We start from the raw sequence: 15,777 nt of genomic DNA, 5'->3' as shown, positions 1-15,777 counted from the left end.
GGTACGTGGAGATCACCCCGGGCACACTGCCGGTGACGATCACCTATCGCGCCGACGGCGGCACGGTGCGGGGGACGGTGGAGGACTGCAACGGGGCAACGGTGGTGCTCGCGCCGCAGGATGCCGCGTTGCAGTACGCCGAGTTCATCCGGCAAAGCCGATGCGGACAGGGCGGGCGGTTCGAGATCACGGCGCTGCGGCCGGGTGAGTATTACGCCTTCGCCTTCGACAAGCCGGTGGGGATGCTCGAGATGTCTTCATTCGCAGGTCAATGGATCAACCGGGCGGTACGCGTTACGGTCCGGCCGGGTGAGGCGAGCGATGCATCGTTGAAGGTAACGGAACGGAGGAACTTCTGATGGCGTTTGTGATTTTCTCGAGTGCATTCGCCGAAGGCGGATGGATTCCCAAGGTGCACACGTGCAGCGGCGCGGACGTCTCGCCGTCGCTCGAATGGTCGGGCGCGCCGGGCGGAAAGCGCAGTTTCGCGCTGCTGGTGGAGGACCCGGACGCGCCGATGGGCACGTGGACGCACTGGATGCTATACGACATTCCGGCCGGGGTGCACACCCTGGCGCAAGGCGCGGCGCGGGTGGGACTGGCGGGCACGAACGATTTCGGCAAGCCGGGTTACGGCGGACCGTGCCCTCCGCCGGGAAAGGCGCACCGGTATTACTTCCGGTTGTACGCGCTCAAGGTGGAGAGCCTGGGACTTGCGGAGGGCGCGCGGCGCAGGCAATTCGATGCAGCGCTGGCGGGCAAGGTGCTGGAAGAAACGGCCTGCATGGGCCGGTTTCAGCGCTGAACGCGAGGGCGACGATAGTTTTCGCTTGATTTTCGTGTTTTGTTCGCCCACAATGAAGGCAAGGTACAATTCATGGCTCTGACCAAGAGGCAAAAAGAAGTCCTTGATTTCATCTCGGCGTTCGTCGATGAAAACGGCTACTGCCCGAGCTACGAAGAAATCGCACGCGGGCTCGACCTGGCGTCTCTGGCGACGGTCCACAAACACATTTCGGTGCTGGAGGCGAAGAGCTATCTGAAGCGGGGGTTCAACCAGAGCCGGTCGCTCGAACTGGCTCCGCGCTATATGCAGGAACAGCGGCGGTCAAAGGCTCCGGGCGGTGAGATTCCGCTGCTGGGCCGGATTGCCGCGGGCGCTCCGGTAGAAGCCGTGGAGCAGCGGGAGACCCTCAACTTCGCGGATTTCGCGGGCAACGGCGACACGTTCGCCCTGGAAGTCCGCGGCCACAACGTGGCCTACGTCTTCTGATCCCCTGTCCCACCATTGCGACTCACCAGGCTGGCCCCGGCGGCGCGTGCCGGGGCCGCGCCCGGTTATCACGTCGCCAGCGTAGGTGATCGGCGGCTGCCCAACTGACATCGGGGCGCGTCACGCCAATCGTTCCTCTTGATCGGAAATCAGGGAGTTGAGAGCGCGAATTAAATCGGGCGCGGCGGGCGTCCGTCTCGTCTGGTCATCGCCGCTCGACTCGACGTCAAGATCCCCGTAAGAGAGCACGACCACCGGAATGCGCCAGCGCTCTCCGACCTCGGCGGCAAAAAGCTGCCTCTCGGTAAAGGAGAATGAGTTTCCTACCACCACCGCGGCGAAGCGTCGCTCTTCCAGGAGCTTGAGAGCGTCAAAAGTGCTGGCCAGCGAAGTTACGTCAAAGCCCGCTTCCTGCAGCAGCTTGTGCCGGGCCAGCAGGAGTCGGCGGTTACAACTGACAGAGAGGACTTGCGCTCGAAACAAACAACACCTCCGGAAAACGGCGCCGGGTCGGCCCCCACTGCCGCGAAGGTACCCCGTGGCGCAATTCGGCGCAAGTGACGAAGTACATGCCTGCGCCATTCGTCCAGGGCGCAGCGGCCCCTTTCGCAAGATCTAGAAGGCATCAATCCCGGTAATGCTATTTCCGATTATTAGAGTATGGACGTCATGCGTCCCTTCATAAGTCTTCACTGACTCCAGGTTGGCCATGTGGCGGAAGACCGGGTATTCATCGGCGATGCCGTTGGCGCCCAGGATGTCGCGGGCCATGCGGGCGCACTCCAGCGCCATCCAGACGTTGTTCCGCTTCGCCATCGAGATGTGTTGCGGGCGCGCCTTGCCGTGGTCCTTCAAGCGTCCAACCTGCAGCACGAGCAGTTGCGCTTTGGTGATCTCGCTGATCATCCACACCAGCTTTTCCTGCACCAGCTGGTGGGAGGCGATGGGCTGGTCGCGGAACTGCTTGCGGAACCCGGCATACTGCAGCGCAGTGTCGTAGCAGGCCATAGCCGCGCCCACCGCACCCCAGGCGATGCCGTAGCGCGCCTGGTTCAGGCACATCAGCGCCGACTTCAGGCCATCGCTTTTGGGCAGCAGGTTAGACGCGGGGATGCGCAGGTCTTGCAGTGACAGGCTGGAAGTCACGCTGGCGCGCAGGGACCACTTGCCGTGCACGTCGGCGGCGCGGAAGCCGGGCCGGTCGGTTTCCACCAGAAAGCCGCGGACGTTTCCGCCCTCTTCTTCGTTCTTCGCCCAGATCACCGCCACCTGCGCGATGGAGCCGGAGGTGATCCACATCTTCTCGCCGTTAAGGACATAGCCGTCTTGATCCCGGCGGGCACGCGTGCGCATGGCGGCGGGATTGGAGCCGGCGTCGGGCTCGGTAAGCCCGAAGCAACCGATGGCTTCGCCCTTCTGCAGCGCGGGCAGCCACTTGTTTTTCTGCTCGTCGCCGCCGAAGGTGTAAATGGGATACATGACCAGCGCCGACTGCACGCTGGCGAAGCTGCGAATGCCGCTGTCGCCGCGCTCCATCTCCTGCATTACCAGCCCGTACTCGACGTTGGACATTTCGGCGCAGCCGTAACCCTTCAGATTGGAGCCGAAGAACCCGAGATCGGCCATCGGCTTCACCAGTTCGCGCGGGAACCGGCCCTCGCGGTTGCACTGCTCGATGATGGGGATCAGGTTTTCTTCGATGAATTTGCGGGTGTTGTCGCGGACCAGGAGTTCGTCCGCCGAAAGCAGGGAATCGAAGTCAAGGAAGTCAACGCCGTGGAATTTTAAGGACATGGAATCGGCTTTCGGCCGTCGGTGATCGGACGGCGCCACTCGGGGTCGAAGTATGCAAACCAGAAATCCTAAATGGTGGAGAGGCAAATGCTAAAGCGCCGGCTATCGCATGTTCGCCACGTCCCGCAAATACGCGTCGTTCTTCGACAGCCAGTCCTGGCGCGGCGGGTAGAAGACGTCAAGGTCCACGGTGTCCTCCATGGCCTGCGCCTTATGCGGCATGTGCGGCGGGATGCACAGCACCTCTCCGGCGTGGACGTCGATTACCATGCCGTCAATCCAAAACCTGAGTGTTCCCTCCAGGATGTAGGTGAGTTGCTCGTTCTCGTGGCTGTGCTCGGGCACGATCACACCTTTTTTCAGCAGTACGCGGGCCATCATCAGCTTCTCGCCGGTGATCATCTGCCGGTCGAGTTGCGGGTTCAGGTGTTCGAGTTCGACCTCGGACCAGCGCTGGTATTTGAGTGGCATTGGGTTCTCTCGCAAGGGTCTATCAAGGGTCTATCGGTCTGTCAGTCTATCAGGGCGGATCGGGGGATGGATTGCAAGTCCGAACGACTGAACGACTGATGAACTGACCGACCGAAATACCGACAGACCGGTCGGCCGGCCAATAGACCGAAAGACGATCGACCTGTAAAATCGAGTACAGACCCACACAGCGCAATTATCCAGTATTGAGCGTATCCGGAGAGAAGTGAATGGCAAAAATCGCTAAGACCGCCGACCGCAAGAAGGTCATGGACACCGCCAAGAGCACGGATTGCCCCAAGTGCGGCAAGCCCACCCGCATCGTGAAACGGGTGAAGGACCGCGACCACAACGTGCCCGGCGGGATTTATATATCGTGTTCGGCGTGCGAGTTCTACGAAAAGCTGTAACGGCGCACGGCTCCCGGTGCCAGGCAGGTCGTTCCAGCCGGGAACCTTGCGCCGAAAGCCTCATGCCGGTACCCTGTGACCGGCATCACATTCGGCTGTTTGCGGGGCTGCGAGAATGGAACGGCCAACGGCTATAAGCTAAAGGCTAAGGGCTGGTTTTCAATGTCATTCTGGCTGCAGAATAAATTCGAGAAGAACTTCCTCATCAGCACGGTGGATTACGTCTTCAACTGGGCGCGGAAATCGGCGATCTGGCCGATGACCTTCGGGCTGGCATGCTGCGCCATCGAAATGATCGCCTCCTCCACCTCGCGCTTCGACATCGCCCGTTTCGGCAGCGAGGTGTTCCGTCCCAGCCCGCGGCAGAGCGACCTGATGATCGTGGCCGGAACCGTCACCCTGAAGATGGCGCCGGTGGTCAAGCGCATCTACGACCAGATGCCGGACCCCAAGTGGGTGATCTCCATGGGCGCGTGCTCCTCGGTCGGCGGCCCGTTCAACACCTACGCGGTGCTGCAGGGCGTGGACAAGGTCGTGCCGGTGGATGTGTACGTGATCGGCTGCCCGCCACGGCCGGAAAACCTGTTCTATGCGCTGCTCAAGCTGCAGGACAAGATCGATCAGATGTCGCTGGCGAAGAAGCCCACCGAAGTCCGGCTCGACGAGAACATGGTGGAGAACTTCAAGCGCCAAGTGATGATCGCGCAGACGTTGCAACCCAAATAGCTCTCGGCTATCGGCTTTCAGCCAAACGAACCTGGCTACGGCCGGGCTTTCCGTTTGTGCGAAGTGCGTCAAGGCCAGATGCAACCGCCGATTGCCTAATGCGGTAAGCTGATAGCTGCGAGCTGACAGCTACATGAGCGACTGGAAGAAAATCGCAGCCAAGTCCGACCTGCCCGGCGACGGTGAAGCCAAGGAGTTCACGCTCGGAGAAAAGGTGGTTTGCGTGGCCAACATCGGCGGCGTTTTTTCGGCGATGGATAACGTCTGCGTGCATCGCGGCGGGCCGCTAGGGCAGGGTGTCGTACTGGACGGCAAAGTCGTCTGCCCGTGGCACGGCTGGATGTACGACCCCAAGACCGGCGCCGCCGACGTCAATCCCAATGCGCGTGTGCAGTTGTATCCCATTCAGTTGGAAGGCGACGACGTGCTGATCGAAATTTAGAAGCGCTGACCACCACAGAGGCACGGAGACACGGAGAAATAAAGAATTTAAGAAGTCAGAACGAAGAATGGCCGTGAGCGTTGCCTGCGGACTTCGATGCCGGTCCTCATTTTGACTCTCTCGCAGCTTCCGCGGCAGCCGCGGCGAAAGTGGAGGCGAGGTAGGCTGCGAGCACGGTGAGCGAACCGCCGTAAACAGCCATCCAGGTCCACACCCAATTCAGATTCGCTTTATTCCAAAGGCTGCGCACCGGCGACTCCGTTGTCGCACGCCCCGATCGCTTGAACCCGATCGGCCGAGGTAAGTTCCGTGCTTGGATAACGGTAGGCCGTAGCCGGCAGCCCCTGGCCCGGACCAGACTGGCTGTTTCGCCACCGGTTGCAACTCCTTCAAACTACGCCGAATAAAGTTCTTGACGTATATTGCAAATAGCAATATAAATATTGCGATTAGCAATATGAAGCTCGGCGAGAAAATCCGGTACCTGCGGGAGGTCGAGGGCACGCTGCGCGGCTTGGGCCGCGCCCTGACGCAGCAGGAAGTGGTGGACGTCATTCGCCACCGGCTGGGCAAGCACATCAGCCAGTCGTACCTGTCGCAGATCGAGAGCGGGGCGCGTCCGCACCTGACCAACTCCAGCCGCATGTTGCTGGCGAAGTTTTTCAACGTGCATCCCGGGTACCTGGTGGACGATCCGGAGGGCTATCACACCGAGTTGCAATCGGAGCTGCGGGTGGGAGAAGACAAGCTGGATTTGTGGTTGATCAACGGCGCCGAGCAGTTCCGCCGCGATCCTGAAGTCTGCGAGGCGCTGCTGGCGGTGGCGCGGCACGAGGACTCGCGCAAGTGCGTGGTGCTGCTGGGGGCGATCCTGGACACACCGAAACTGGCGGAGCGTTTGTTGCAGGTGCTGCGCCCGGAGAAAACGCATTCCGCGCCGGACAGCGGCGCCACACACGCCCGGAGGTGAGTGATGAACTGGGCAAACGTGTACATGTTCTGTTTCCTGCTGGGATTCATGCTCAGCTTGCTGTCGCTGGTGATCGGGGTGTTCGACATTCACATCCCGGGCCTACACAACGTGCACTTCGACCACGGGCACATTCATTTCGAGCACGCGCACGGGCCCGACATTCACATTCACACCGGGCACGTCGCGGAGGAGTCCTCGGTCGAAGGGGTGTCGCCGTTCAATTTCTCCACCGCGATGGCCTTTCTGGCCTGGTTCGGCGGCGCAGGATACCTGCTGACCGCGTGGGGGAAGATCGGCGCGCTGGCGGTGCTGGGGTTTGCGGCGATGGCGGGTGTGACCGGAGCGGCCATCGTATTTGCCTTCCTGGCCAAGGTGCTGATGCGCACCGACAGCACGCTGTATGACAGCGACTACCGCATGGAAGGTGTGCTGGGGCACGTCTGCAGCGGCATTCGCGAGGGCGGCACCGGGGAGATCATTTTTTCGCAAGAGGGGGTACGTCGAACGTGCGGCGCGCGGAGCGAAAACGGGGCGGCGATGGCGCGCGGCACCGAAGTCGTGATCACGCGTTACGAGAAAGGCATCGCCTACGTGCGGCGCTGGGATGAGGTGGCGAGGGAAGCGGGCGTTGCCGGGTCGACGGCCGATGGCTGACACTCGACAGTGAGTTCTTGAGTCGTGAGTTTTGCGTCGTGAGTGCAACGAATTCTTTGGCTAGCAATGGCAATGGCCGCTAGCCACTGCTTAGGAGCGTATATGCAAATCGCAGCGGGTGTATGGGTGATGGTGGGACTGGCGATCATGGCCGTGCTCTTCATCATGGGAATTTTGACACGGCTGTATCGCATCGCCGGACCCAACGAGGCGCTGGTCATCACCGGATTTCGTGGCCAGCAGGGCAGGATCGTCAAAGCCGGCGGTTCGATCGTCTTTCCTCTGATCGAGCAGTGCCGCACGTTGTCGCTGGAACTGATGTCCTTCGATGTGGCGCCGCAGCAAGACCTCTACACCAAGCAAGGCGTCGCGGTGACGGTCGAGGCGGTGGCGCAGATCAAGGTGAAGTCGGACCCGGAGTCCATCCGCACCGCGGCGGAGCAGTTCCTCAACAAGACGCCGCAGATTCGTGAAGGCTTGATCCGGCTGGTGATGGAAGGCCATCTGCGCGGCATTATCGGGCAGCTCACGGTGGAAGAGATTGTGAAGCAGCCGGAGATGGTGGCCGAGCGCATGCGCTCCACCTGCGCCGACGACATGAACAAGATGGGCCTGGAGGTAATTTCCTTCACCATCAAGGAAGTGAAGGACAAGAACGACTACATCTCCAACATGGGGCGGCCCGACATCGCGCGCATCAAGCGCGACGCCGACATTGCCGCCGCCGAAGCCGAGCGCGACACGGCGATCAGGCGCGCCGTCGCCAAGCGCGAAGCCTCCGTTGCCGAAGCGCAGGCGGACCAGGAACGCGTGCTGGCGCAGACTTTGTCGCAAGCCAAGCAGGCCGAGGCCACGCGCGACCTGAACATCAAGCAGGCGCAATACCAGGAAGTCAGCAAGAAGCAGCAGGCGCAAGCCGACAAGGCCTACGACATCCAGACGCAGGTCATGCAGCAGCAGCTCACCGCCGAGCAGGTGCGCGTGCAGCAGGTGGAGCGCGAAGCGCAGGTCAAGGTGCAGGAAGCCGAAATCGCGCGCCGCGAGAAAGAACTCATCGCCACCGTGCTCAAGCCGGCCGAGATCGAGCGCCAGCGCATCGAGACGCTCGCCGCCGCCGAAAAGCAGCGGCTGGTGGTGGAAGCCGAAGGCAAGGCGTCGAGCATCCGCGCGCAAGGCGAGGCCGAAGCCGACATCATCTTCAAGAAGGGCGACGCCGAGGCGCGGGCGATGAACGTCAAAGCCGAGGCCTTCCAGGAGTACAACCAGGCGGCGGTCATCGACAAGCTGCTCACCGGTTTGCCGGACATTGTGCGGGCATTGTCGGCGCCGCTGGCCAACGTGGACAAGATCACCATCGTCAGCACCGGCAACGGCGATGCTGCCGGCATGAACAAGATCACCGGCGACATCGCGAAGATGGCGGCGCAGGTGCCGGCGCTGTTCGAGACCCTGAGCGGCATGAAGATGTCGGATCTGCTCGGCAAGGTGCGCCTAATCGGCGACAAGGAACCCAAGCCCGACGACAAGGGCATGGGCGCCGGCGCGGGAAAGTAACACGGCGTGGTACGCGCGCCTCGCGCGTGGCGGGTCGGGGGCGCGCATGGCTGAAAGGAGTTTGAGATGGAAAGAGCTTATTTGCTAATCGCTGGAGTTCTGACCGGGGCGGCGGTCGGATTACTGAGTGGACACGTAACGGTGTGGCTTGCGCTTGGCGTCGCCATGGGAGTGGTGATGTCGGCCAGCGCGCGGCGCCGCCCCACGACGGAGAAATGAGAAGCCGCAATGCTCGTTGAGTTCTTGCTCGCAGTGATCGAGTTCCTCTACGGAGCATGGCAACGAACCAACGCTTGCGGGTGCTGCCGCGGAGTTGAGTGAGACCGCGGTAACTGATAGCTGATAGCTGAGAGCTGATCGCTCAAAGGAGTTCGTCATGGCACTACTGGAACGCGTTTCGACCCTGGTCCGCGCCAATCTCAATGACCTGATTGACAAGGCGGAAGACCCGGAGAAGATGATCAAGCAGATCATCCTGGACATGCAGAACCAGCTCCTGCAGGTGAAGACGCAGGTGGCCATCGCCATCGCCGACCAGCACCTGCTGGAGAAGAAACAAAAGGAGAACGAAGACGCCGCGTCCGACTGGGTGCGGAAGGCGGAGCTGGCCGTGGACAAGAAGCAGGACGACCTGGCGCGCGTCGCCCTGGAGCGCTCCATCAGCTACAAAGAGCTGGCGGAAAGCTTCACGCAGCAGGTGGCGGACCAGAAAGCACAGGTCGAAAACCTGAGGACGGCGCTCAGCAAGCTGGATCAAAAGCTGGCCGAGGCGCAGAACAAGAGCGACCTGCTGATCGCGCAGCATCGCCGGGCGCGCGCGCTGGGCAAGGCGAGCGACGCGCGGGCAAACATGGTGGACACGTCCAAGGCCGCCGGGTTCGACCGCATGAAGCGCCGCGTCGCCCACGACGAAGCCGTCAGCCAGGCGAAGGCCGAGCTTGCCGGCGACAACGTGGACGACAAGTTTGCCGCGCTGGAAAAAGAGGACGCGATCGAAAAACTCCTGACGGAGATCAAGAGCCGGCGCAGCGCGGGCACCCACGCGGCGAGCTGAACGAGCTGTGGCTTGTCGACAAGTTGGCGGCCGAGTGTCACTTCGCTCGGCCGCCACGACCGCAGCCGCGTAGCGGCGAAAGCAACTCGCCCGAGCGTGAGCTATAGTCTGCCCGCCTTAGGGCGAGCCCCGCAGGGACGGCACAATTCCAAGCCGGAAAGAAGCGGAATTCGGTAGGAATCTATTGCCCGCTCGTCTCTGCCTTGCTGAGCAGCGGCGGTTCGGTCAGCTCCAGTTGCTCCGGGATCTCCTCGCCGCTGATGTCGGTAACGCGGTTGCGATACGTCTTGAGGTGCTTCGCAGCGGTCTCGTATGCCTTCTGTGCCTTTTCCAGGCTGTTTCCCAGGCTGTCGAACTGCGCCTGGAAAAACCCCAGTGACCTTTGCGCCTTGGCGATTTCGCCGCGCGTCTCTTCGAACCGGGCCGCCACCTCGTACCACTTGTAAGCCAGAGCGACCGTGCGCAGCGTCATCAGCAACGTGTTGGGCGAGACCGGGAACACTTGCAGCCGCGACAGCGCTTCCATCGCGTCCGTGCTACGGATCGCTTCCAGGTAGAGCGTCTCGCTCGGGAGGTACATCAGGGCGACGTCCATGGTTCCGTGCTCGGGATCAAGATATTCGGCAATGCTCTTCGCTTGTGCCGTGAGCACCTTGACGAGTTGGGCGCGCGCATCTTCCAGTTCGTGTTCGTTGCTGGTCTCGAACAGCGGCAACACCTGCTCGCGCGGGAACTTCGCGTCGATGGGCAGCACGCGATCGGGAAACTTGATAACCGCATCCACCCGCCCGCCGGCCAGCGGGTATTGCAGTTCGTACATGTGCGCTGGAAGAAAATCCTCCAGCAGCCGTTCCAGGCTGGCCTCGCCGAATCTTCCGCGCAGGTGGGGCAGCTTGAGCAGGTTGTTCAGGTCGTTGATGGAATTGCCGATGGTGCCCACCTGGCGCAATTGCTCTTCGGCGGCCTTCAAGTGTTGCTGGACCTTCTCGAACTGGGCGAAGCCCTCTTTCATGTTTTCCGTCAGCTTTTGCTGCACTTGGCCGCTGATTTCGAACAGCTTCTGATCCACCTGTGCGCGGATCGCTTCCAGTTTCTGCTCGGTGCGCTGATTGAGCCCGTCGAATTCTGTTTTCAATTGCGCCGTGGTGTTTGACAACGAACTCGTCAGATCCTTGCGCGCCTCGGCCAGGCCGGCAGATTGTTCGCGGCGTCCGCTGACAAGGTGCTCTTCGACCGAGGTGTGAATCTCTTTGAACCCCGTGGTCAGGCGGTCGGTGACTTCCTGCCGTAGGTCGCCCTTGGTCTGCTCCAGGCGCTGCGCGATGTCGGCCGTCGCTTTGGCAAAGCTTTGGGAGAGTCCGCGCTCCAGTGACAGCATGTCGCTGCCGATCTTCGCGACCGCCGCCGTGGGATCGCCCGCCTGCGCGCTGCGGCGCAGAATCAGGGCCAGCAGCAGCAATACGGCCACGTTGAAAACGAGGATCAGCAGAAGAAGCGCGGTCATCCGATTCCGTTGTGCCTGAGGGTGCTTGATTGTAGAGCGAGTGGGAGAAGGACAGAAGCGATTTCTGCATCTCAATGATTATGCGCAAGACCATTTCGAAAATTCTTGTTCTGTGCGTCCTGTTCGGCGGTCTTGCCGCCGCCCAGCAGTTTGACTCCCAGGCCGAGCAGCAACTGGTCCAGATGCTCAACCAGGAGCGGGCGCGGGCAGGTCTGCGCAGCCTGAAAGTGGACGACCGCCTCACGCAGGCGGCGCGGGCGCACGCGTCGCTGATGGCACAAGCCAAGCGGTTGTCTCACCAATTGCCGGGCGAGCCGGCGCTGCCCAAGCGGCTGGCGGCCACCAATCTCCGCTTCAACTACGATGCCGAGAACGTGGCGCGCAATGATTCGGCCCAGGGCGCGCATGACGGGCTGATGCACTCACCGCCGCATCGCGCCAATATTCTCAGCCCGAAATACAACGCGGTGGGCGTCGGCGTGGTGCGCAGCGGCCGCGGGCTGTGGGTCACGGAGGTCTTCGCGCACCGCCTGGAAGAATATTCCCGCGACGAAGCCGAGAACACGATCATCGCCGCATTTGAACGCGAGCGGCGGCGCGCCACCGGCAGTCCCGCGCCGGTTGTGCGCCTGCCACAGTTGCGCCGCATGGCGTGCGCCATGGCAAAGCAGGGACAAGTGGACACGCGCGCCCCGCTCAATCTGCCGGACGTGCAGTCGTCGGTGGCGTACACCGAATCCGATCCCAGGAAGCTTCCGCCCAACGCGGTGATGATGGCGCGCGATCCGAACCTCAAGCGCTTCGCGATCGGCGCCTGCTTTGCCGACAGCGAGTCATATCCGTCGGGCACCTGGTGGGTGGTGATCGTGTTCTTCTAAGAAAGTAAGAACTAAGAGGTAAGAACCAAGAATGAAGAATGAAAAACCAGTGTTGTATTCGCACGATTCCCGCGTTTCCAAAATCCGCCTTCTTACTTCTGCCATGCCCCCGTTCCTCCCAACGCAAAAAGTCTTGAACGGGGAACCTTTCCCTCGCGTCTTCCGTACTAGCAAGTAGAAGTGATGGACGGCTGCTAACCAAAAGCTGCATGGGCCGTCCAAGCAAACAGGATCGGAGGAAGTTATGGACGCGAAGTACAACTGGATCATCGACAACACCGGCATCCGGCTGGCGCTGAACATAGCGGGATTTGTCATCTGGCTGCTGGCCTGCGCGGCCCTGCTGAGCTTCTAGCCGATCGCTGCACGCCTCCGTGAGTCTGGGGAAAGCCTCCTGAGCGTGCCGGCCCAAGGGCCATAGCAGGGTCGACCTGGCGCGGCGCAAGCTGAGCCGGGTGTCCGCAACAACCTAGCCGCAGAGAACACGGAGATTTGTGGAGGGCAAATCCCCTCCAATGCCCCTCGTGTTTCTCCGCAGATTTTCGTGGACTCTGTGGTGGGGAAAAACTGCGGATCGTCGTCACCGGCTCGACCTGCCGAACCGCTAGCGATTAACGACCGATGACTGATCACTTGGCCGGCGCGGCAGTTTCTGCTCTCCGCGCGTAGTGCGATTCCACGTAGCCGTCGAGGATGCGGATGAACTCCTCGACGATGTGATCGCCGCGCAATGTCCGCGTCAGTTTGCCGTCCACGAAGACGGGCGCGACAGGTTCCTCGAACGTTCCCGGCAGCGAGATGCCGATGTTGGCGTGCTTGGATTCGCCGGGGCCGTTGACCACGCATCCCATCACCGCCAGCGTCATCTCCTCGACGCCCTCATAGCGCTGCTTCCACTCCGGCATCTGGCGGCGCACGTACGACTGAATGTCGTCCGCCAACTCCTGGAAAAAAGTGCTGGTCGTACGCCCGCATCCCGGGCACGCCGTCACCTGCGGCAGGAAGCTGCGGATCCCGAGCGACTGCAGAATCTGCTGCGCCACCATCACTTCTTCGGTGCGATCTCCGTTGGGCGCCGGGGTAAGCGAGACGCGAATGGTGTCGCCGATGCCCTCCTGCAGCAGCACGCCGATCCCGGCGGTCGAGGCCACGATGCCCTTGGTCCCCATGCCCGCCTCGGTGAGTCCAAGGTGCAGCGGATATTGGCAGCGCGCCGCCAACCCGCGGTAAACGTCAATCAGATCCTGCACCCCGCTGACCTTGGCGCTGAGGACGATCTGGTCGCTGCGCAGCCCGTACTTCTCCGCCAGCGCGGCGGAATTGAGCGCGCTCACGATCATGGCTTCCATGGTGACGTCGCGCGCTTCCCTGGGCGCCGGCAGCCGCGAGTTCTCGTCCATCATGCGCGTCAGCAGCGCCTGGTCCAGCGATCCCCAGTTCACCCCGATGCGCACCGGCTTCTGGTTCTCGACCGCAACCTCGATCATGGTGCGAAAGTTGTCGTCATCCTTGCGTCCCACGCTGACGTTGCCGGGATTGATGCGGTACTTGGCCAGCGCGCGCGCGCAGGCGGGAAATTTCTTCAGCAGGAGATGCCCGTTGTAATGGAAGTCGCCGACGATGGGCACGCTGACGCCGCGGCGATCGAGCAGATCGAGAATGCGCGGCACGGCTTCGGCGGCGGCGTCGTTGTTGACCGTGACCCGTACCAGTTCCGACCCGGCGCTCGCCAGCGCGGCAACCTGCTGCGCCGTGGCCAGCGCGTCGGCGGTGTCGGTGTTGGTCATGGACTGCACGACCACGGGAGCGTCGGAGCCGACACGAACGCTGCCGATGTTGGCGCTCACGGTCTTGCGGCGTAGAATTTGGGCCATTGAGTTCAGTTTACAGGTGTCGAGTGTCGGTTGTCAGGCGCGCGAAACTGTTGGCTGCCTCAGCACCGCCAGTGGGCTTCAAAGCAGCCACGCATTCGTGGAGCACCGGCCTTGAGACTGAAACTGAAGCTCTTCATTCGGATAGCGGTTGAATAGGATATCTTATTGTTTGTTTGCCGCTGGGATGTGCCAGGAGGTCGCCGCCGCCCGCCACACGCTGCTGGTCGAGATAGGGGGCCATTACCTATGAATCTGATCAAATCCAAGAGGCGCGTTGCAGACCACGGTGAAGTGTTTACGCCTCCCTGGCTGGTCGAAAAGATGCTCGACCTTGTCAAGGGCGAGACCGAGCGCATTGACTCTCGTTTCTTAGAGTCTGCTTGCGGAAGCGGGAACTTCCTTGTCCCTGTCCTTCAGCGCAAGTTGGCCGCCGTAGAGTCGAAGTTCGGAAGAGCCGAATTTGAGCGGCGACATTACGCCTTGTTGGCGGTGATGTGCACCTACGGGATTGAAATGTTGGCAGATAATATCGCTGAGTGCCGCGCGAATATGCTTGAGGTTTTCGCCGAGTATCTGAGTCTGGATGAGAGGGATGATCTCTATCGGTCCGCCTTCTATGTCTTGTCGCAGAACCTCGTGCACGGCGACGCGCTGACGATGCGCACGCGTGACGGCCAGCCCATCACCTTTGCCGAGTGGGGCTACCTCGGCAAGGGCAAGTTCCAGCGGCGCGACTTCCGCTTCGATGCTCTTACCCAGATGTCTTCCTTCAGTAGGGAAGGCTCTCTCTTCGCCCATCTCGGCAAGCATGAGGTCTTCACACCAATTAACGCATATCCGCCGATCACCGTGGGCGAACTTGCTTGCTCGCGGTCAGGCGATGGCTCAGGCGATGCGTTATGAGCGATCAGGCGAGCTTTTCACTTCGCGGGCGCAACCCGGACGTTCTGACCTGCATTGCCAATCTTTCGAGTGACGAAGTGTTTACGCCGCCCGTGTTTGCCAACAGGATGCTCGATACTCTGGCCGACGCTTGGGCAGCAAACAATGGCGGAGCGGACCTCTGGGCTGATAGTTCGGTTAGGTTCCTTGACCCGTTCACGAAGTCCGGTGTGTTCCTTCGCGAGATCGCCAGCCGCCTCACCAAAGGCCTGGCCGCCGAGATCACTGATCTCCAGAAGCGCGTCGATCACATTCTGACCAAGCAAGTGTTCGGCATCGGCACCACGTATCTCACGAGTCTGCTGGCTCGGCGCAGCCTGTATTGCTCCAAGCATGCTCACGGCCCGCACTCAATCGCCGAAGGCTTTTCCAGCGACGCCGGCAACATCTGGTTCGAGCGCACGGAGCACACCTGGGTACAAGGCAGGTGCAAAGTTTGCGGGGCGAGCCAAAAGGCATTGGATCGCGGTGAAGGACTTGAGACCCATGCCTATGCGTTCATTCACGCAGACGACATCAACGCTCGCGTACCCCAGTTATTTGGAGACGATATGCAGTTCGACGTGATTATTGGAAATCCCCCCTATCAATTAGCAGACGGGGGCGGTGCAGGTACGTCAGCTATTCCGATCTACAACCTTTTCGTTGATCAAGCTAAGAAGCTCAATCCACGCCTGCTGACGATGGTTATTCCTTCGCGTTGGTTCACGGGCGGTAAGGGGCTTGATGAGTTCAGAGCATCCATGCTTGCGGACGACCATCTTCGTTCAATCAACGACTATGTGATTGCATCGGACGTATTCCCAGGGGTAGCTCTGAAGGGTGGTGTGTGCTATTTCCTTTGGGACCGGGACAATCGCGGGCCGTGCCGTGTCACAACGCACTTCAAGGACGATCCCCCTTCGGCGTCAACACGTCCGCTCCTCGAGCCGGGAGCAGAAGTATTCGTCCGCTTCAACGAGGGCTTATCGATCCTCAAAAAGGTCGTTGCTGTCGAGAAAGGTGCACCTCGTTCCGTGTTGCTGCCGGCTGGTGTTCGGTTTGATCGATTGGTCAGCACTAGACGACCATTTGGATTTGATTCGACCGTTAGCAGCCCGTGGTGTAAGTAGCTGAATTTCGGCACGGGCAGCGGCGTACTCGGTTGCGTGAGTTCGCCAAGTTTTTCGCGCGGGACATCGAGATTCCACTTCTGCACGGCCGATTCCGATCTTCCCGGCGCGGGAGT

At 61.2% G+C, this 15,777-nt stretch carries 18 protein-coding genes and 1 pseudogene; 14 read left to right on the top strand and 5 right to left on the bottom strand.

Features of this window, described 5'->3' with window-relative positions; all coding sequences use genetic code 11:
• From LAN64_19030 to LAN64_19020, 3 genes and pseudogenes are all read left to right on the top strand, one after another.
• Positions 1–359 (top strand): hypothetical protein (locus tag LAN64_19030; GenBank protein ID MBZ5569928.1); only part of this gene is annotated, 359 nt, incomplete at its 5' end.
• Positions 359–805: a YbhB/YbcL family Raf kinase inhibitor-like protein gene (locus LAN64_19025; protein ID MBZ5569927.1), complete on the top strand. Its 447-nt coding sequence runs from the start codon at positions 359–361 to the stop codon at positions 803–805. The genes LAN64_19030 and LAN64_19025, both read left to right, overlap by 1 nt.
• A 72-nt stretch (positions 806–877) precedes the next feature.
• Positions 878–1,258 (top strand): annotated as a pseudogene (locus LAN64_19020) (repressor LexA).
• Between the two features lie 135 nt (positions 1,259–1,393).
• On the opposite strand, the gene LAN64_19015 reads toward LAN64_19020, so the two are convergent.
• The 3 genes from LAN64_19015 to LAN64_19005 all read right to left on the bottom strand — a co-directional run bounded on the left by LAN64_19015 (position 1,394) and on the right by LAN64_19005 (position 3,538).
• The gene (locus LAN64_19015; protein MBZ5569926.1) at positions 1,394–1,756 is read right to left on the bottom strand and encodes a hypothetical protein; all 363 of its coding nucleotides are present in this window, start codon (positions 1,754–1,756) and stop codon (positions 1,394–1,396) included.
• Between the two features lie 132 nt (positions 1,757–1,888).
• Positions 1,889–3,067, bottom strand: a complete 1,179-nt coding sequence (locus tag LAN64_19010; protein MBZ5569925.1) for an acyl-CoA dehydrogenase family protein — start codon at positions 3,065–3,067, stop codon at positions 1,889–1,891.
• A gap of 102 nt (positions 3,068–3,169) precedes the next feature.
• Positions 3,170–3,538, bottom strand: a complete 369-nt coding sequence (locus LAN64_19005) for a cupin domain-containing protein (protein ID MBZ5569924.1) — start codon at positions 3,536–3,538, stop codon at positions 3,170–3,172.
• A 230-nt stretch (positions 3,539–3,768) separates the two neighbouring features.
• Here LAN64_19005 and LAN64_19000 point away from each other — a divergent pair, with 230 nt between their 5' ends.
• The 8 genes from LAN64_19000 (at position 3,769) to LAN64_18965 (ending at position 9,351) form a co-directional block, all read left to right on the top strand.
• Positions 3,769–3,948, top strand: a complete 180-nt coding sequence (locus tag LAN64_19000; GenBank protein ID MBZ5569923.1) for a hypothetical protein — start codon at positions 3,769–3,771, stop codon at positions 3,946–3,948.
• A 162-nt stretch (positions 3,949–4,110) separates the two neighbouring features.
• On the top strand, positions 4,111–4,674 hold the full coding sequence (locus LAN64_18995; protein MBZ5569922.1) for an NADH-quinone oxidoreductase subunit B: 564 nt from the start codon (positions 4,111–4,113) through the stop codon (positions 4,672–4,674).
• 133 nt (positions 4,675–4,807) lie between these two features.
• Positions 4,808–5,116 (top strand): Rieske (2Fe-2S) protein, encoded by a 309-nt coding sequence (locus LAN64_18990; protein MBZ5569921.1) that lies wholly within the window; start codon positions 4,808–4,810, stop codon positions 5,114–5,116.
• 457 nt (positions 5,117–5,573) lie between these two features.
• Entirely contained in the window at positions 5,574–6,086 is a 513-nt protein-coding gene (locus LAN64_18985; protein MBZ5569920.1) for a helix-turn-helix domain-containing protein, read from the top strand.
• Positions 6,087–6,089: 3 nt separating this feature from the next.
• On the top strand, positions 6,090–6,743 hold the full coding sequence (locus LAN64_18980) for a hypothetical protein (GenBank protein ID MBZ5569919.1): 654 nt from the start codon (positions 6,090–6,092) through the stop codon (positions 6,741–6,743).
• Positions 6,744–6,845: 102 nt separating this feature from the next.
• Positions 6,846–8,297: a flotillin family protein gene (locus tag LAN64_18975; protein ID MBZ5569918.1), complete on the top strand. Its 1,452-nt coding sequence runs from the start codon at positions 6,846–6,848 to the stop codon at positions 8,295–8,297.
• A gap of 66 nt (positions 8,298–8,363) precedes the next feature.
• The gene (locus LAN64_18970; GenBank protein ID MBZ5569917.1) at positions 8,364–8,516 is read left to right on the top strand and encodes a hypothetical protein; all 153 of its coding nucleotides are present in this window, start codon (positions 8,364–8,366) and stop codon (positions 8,514–8,516) included.
• A gap of 157 nt (positions 8,517–8,673) precedes the next feature.
• Positions 8,674–9,351 carry a PspA/IM30 family protein gene (locus tag LAN64_18965; GenBank protein MBZ5569916.1) on the top strand — a complete coding sequence of 226 codons (678 nt, stop codon included), beginning with the start codon at positions 8,674–8,676 and terminating at the stop codon, positions 9,349–9,351.
• Between the two features lie 181 nt (positions 9,352–9,532).
• Here LAN64_18965 and rmuC read toward each other — a convergent pair whose 3' ends face one another.
• A complete protein-coding gene (rmuC, locus tag LAN64_18960) occupies positions 9,533–10,855 on the bottom strand; it encodes a DNA recombination protein RmuC (GenBank protein MBZ5569915.1) in 1,323 nt (440 codons plus the stop codon).
• Between the two features lie 80 nt (positions 10,856–10,935).
• Here rmuC and LAN64_18955 point away from each other — a divergent pair, with 80 nt between their 5' ends.
• Positions 10,936–11,733 carry a CAP domain-containing protein gene (locus LAN64_18955; GenBank protein ID MBZ5569914.1) on the top strand — a complete coding sequence of 266 codons (798 nt, stop codon included), beginning with the start codon at positions 10,936–10,938 and terminating at the stop codon, positions 11,731–11,733.
• A gap of 629 nt (positions 11,734–12,362) precedes the next feature.
• On the opposite strand, the gene ispG is transcribed toward LAN64_18955, so the two are convergent.
• Positions 12,363–13,607, bottom strand: a complete 1,245-nt coding sequence (ispG, locus tag LAN64_18950; GenBank protein ID MBZ5569913.1) for a flavodoxin-dependent (E)-4-hydroxy-3-methylbut-2-enyl-diphosphate synthase — start codon at positions 13,605–13,607, stop codon at positions 12,363–12,365.
• A 246-nt stretch (positions 13,608–13,853) separates the two neighbouring features.
• Here ispG and LAN64_18945 point away from each other — a divergent pair, with 246 nt between their 5' ends.
• Positions 13,854–14,510 carry an SAM-dependent DNA methyltransferase gene (locus LAN64_18945; GenBank protein MBZ5569912.1) on the top strand — a complete coding sequence of 219 codons (657 nt, stop codon included), beginning with the start codon at positions 13,854–13,856 and terminating at the stop codon, positions 14,508–14,510.
• Positions 14,507–15,661, top strand: coding sequence for an Eco57I restriction-modification methylase domain-containing protein (locus LAN64_18940; protein MBZ5569911.1), 1,155 nt, complete (start codon positions 14,507–14,509; stop codon positions 15,659–15,661). Before LAN64_18945 ends, LAN64_18940 begins: the two co-directional genes overlap by 4 nt.
• The last annotated feature ends 116 nt before the right edge of the window (positions 15,662–15,777 follow it).

This window comes from Terriglobia bacterium (genome assembly GCA_020073185.1).
Lineage (GTDB): Bacteria > Acidobacteriota > Terriglobia > Terriglobales > Acidobacteriaceae > JAIQGF01.
The sequence above is the reverse complement of the archived record's forward strand: the minus strand, read 5'-3'. Positions and strand labels throughout refer to the sequence as shown.

Excerpts from the sequence above, each read along its gene's own strand:
- LAN64_19025 (MBZ5569927.1), top strand. The coding sequence starts at position 359 with ATGGCGTTTGTGATTTTCTCGAGTGCATTCGCCGAAGGCGGATGGATT.
- LAN64_19010 (MBZ5569925.1), bottom strand. The coding sequence starts at position 3,067 with ATGTCCTTAAAATTCCACGGCGTTGACTTCCTTGACTTCGATTCCCTG.
- LAN64_19005 (MBZ5569924.1), bottom strand. The coding sequence starts at position 3,538 with ATGCCACTCAAATACCAGCGCTGGTCCGAGGTCGAACTCGAACACCTG.
- LAN64_19000 (MBZ5569923.1), top strand. The coding sequence starts at position 3,769 with ATGGCAAAAATCGCTAAGACCGCCGACCGCAAGAAGGTCATGGACACC.
- LAN64_18995 (MBZ5569922.1), top strand. The coding sequence starts at position 4,111 with ATGTCATTCTGGCTGCAGAATAAATTCGAGAAGAACTTCCTCATCAGC.
- LAN64_18990 (MBZ5569921.1), top strand. The coding sequence starts at position 4,808 with ATGAGCGACTGGAAGAAAATCGCAGCCAAGTCCGACCTGCCCGGCGAC.
- LAN64_18985 (MBZ5569920.1), top strand. The coding sequence starts at position 5,574 with ATGAAGCTCGGCGAGAAAATCCGGTACCTGCGGGAGGTCGAGGGCACG.
- LAN64_18980 (MBZ5569919.1), top strand. The coding sequence starts at position 6,090 with ATGAACTGGGCAAACGTGTACATGTTCTGTTTCCTGCTGGGATTCATG.
- LAN64_18975 (MBZ5569918.1), top strand. The coding sequence starts at position 6,846 with ATGCAAATCGCAGCGGGTGTATGGGTGATGGTGGGACTGGCGATCATG.
- LAN64_18970 (MBZ5569917.1), top strand. The coding sequence starts at position 8,364 with ATGGAAAGAGCTTATTTGCTAATCGCTGGAGTTCTGACCGGGGCGGCG.
- LAN64_18965 (MBZ5569916.1), top strand. The coding sequence starts at position 8,674 with ATGGCACTACTGGAACGCGTTTCGACCCTGGTCCGCGCCAATCTCAAT.
- rmuC (MBZ5569915.1), bottom strand. The coding sequence starts at position 10,855 with ATGACCGCGCTTCTTCTGCTGATCCTCGTTTTCAACGTGGCCGTATTG.
- LAN64_18955 (MBZ5569914.1), top strand. The coding sequence starts at position 10,936 with ATGCGCAAGACCATTTCGAAAATTCTTGTTCTGTGCGTCCTGTTCGGC.
- ispG (MBZ5569913.1), bottom strand. The coding sequence starts at position 13,607 with ATGGCCCAAATTCTACGCCGCAAGACCGTGAGCGCCAACATCGGCAGC.
- LAN64_18945 (MBZ5569912.1), top strand. The coding sequence starts at position 13,854 with ATGAATCTGATCAAATCCAAGAGGCGCGTTGCAGACCACGGTGAAGTG.
- LAN64_18940 (MBZ5569911.1), top strand. The coding sequence starts at position 14,507 with ATGAGCGATCAGGCGAGCTTTTCACTTCGCGGGCGCAACCCGGACGTT.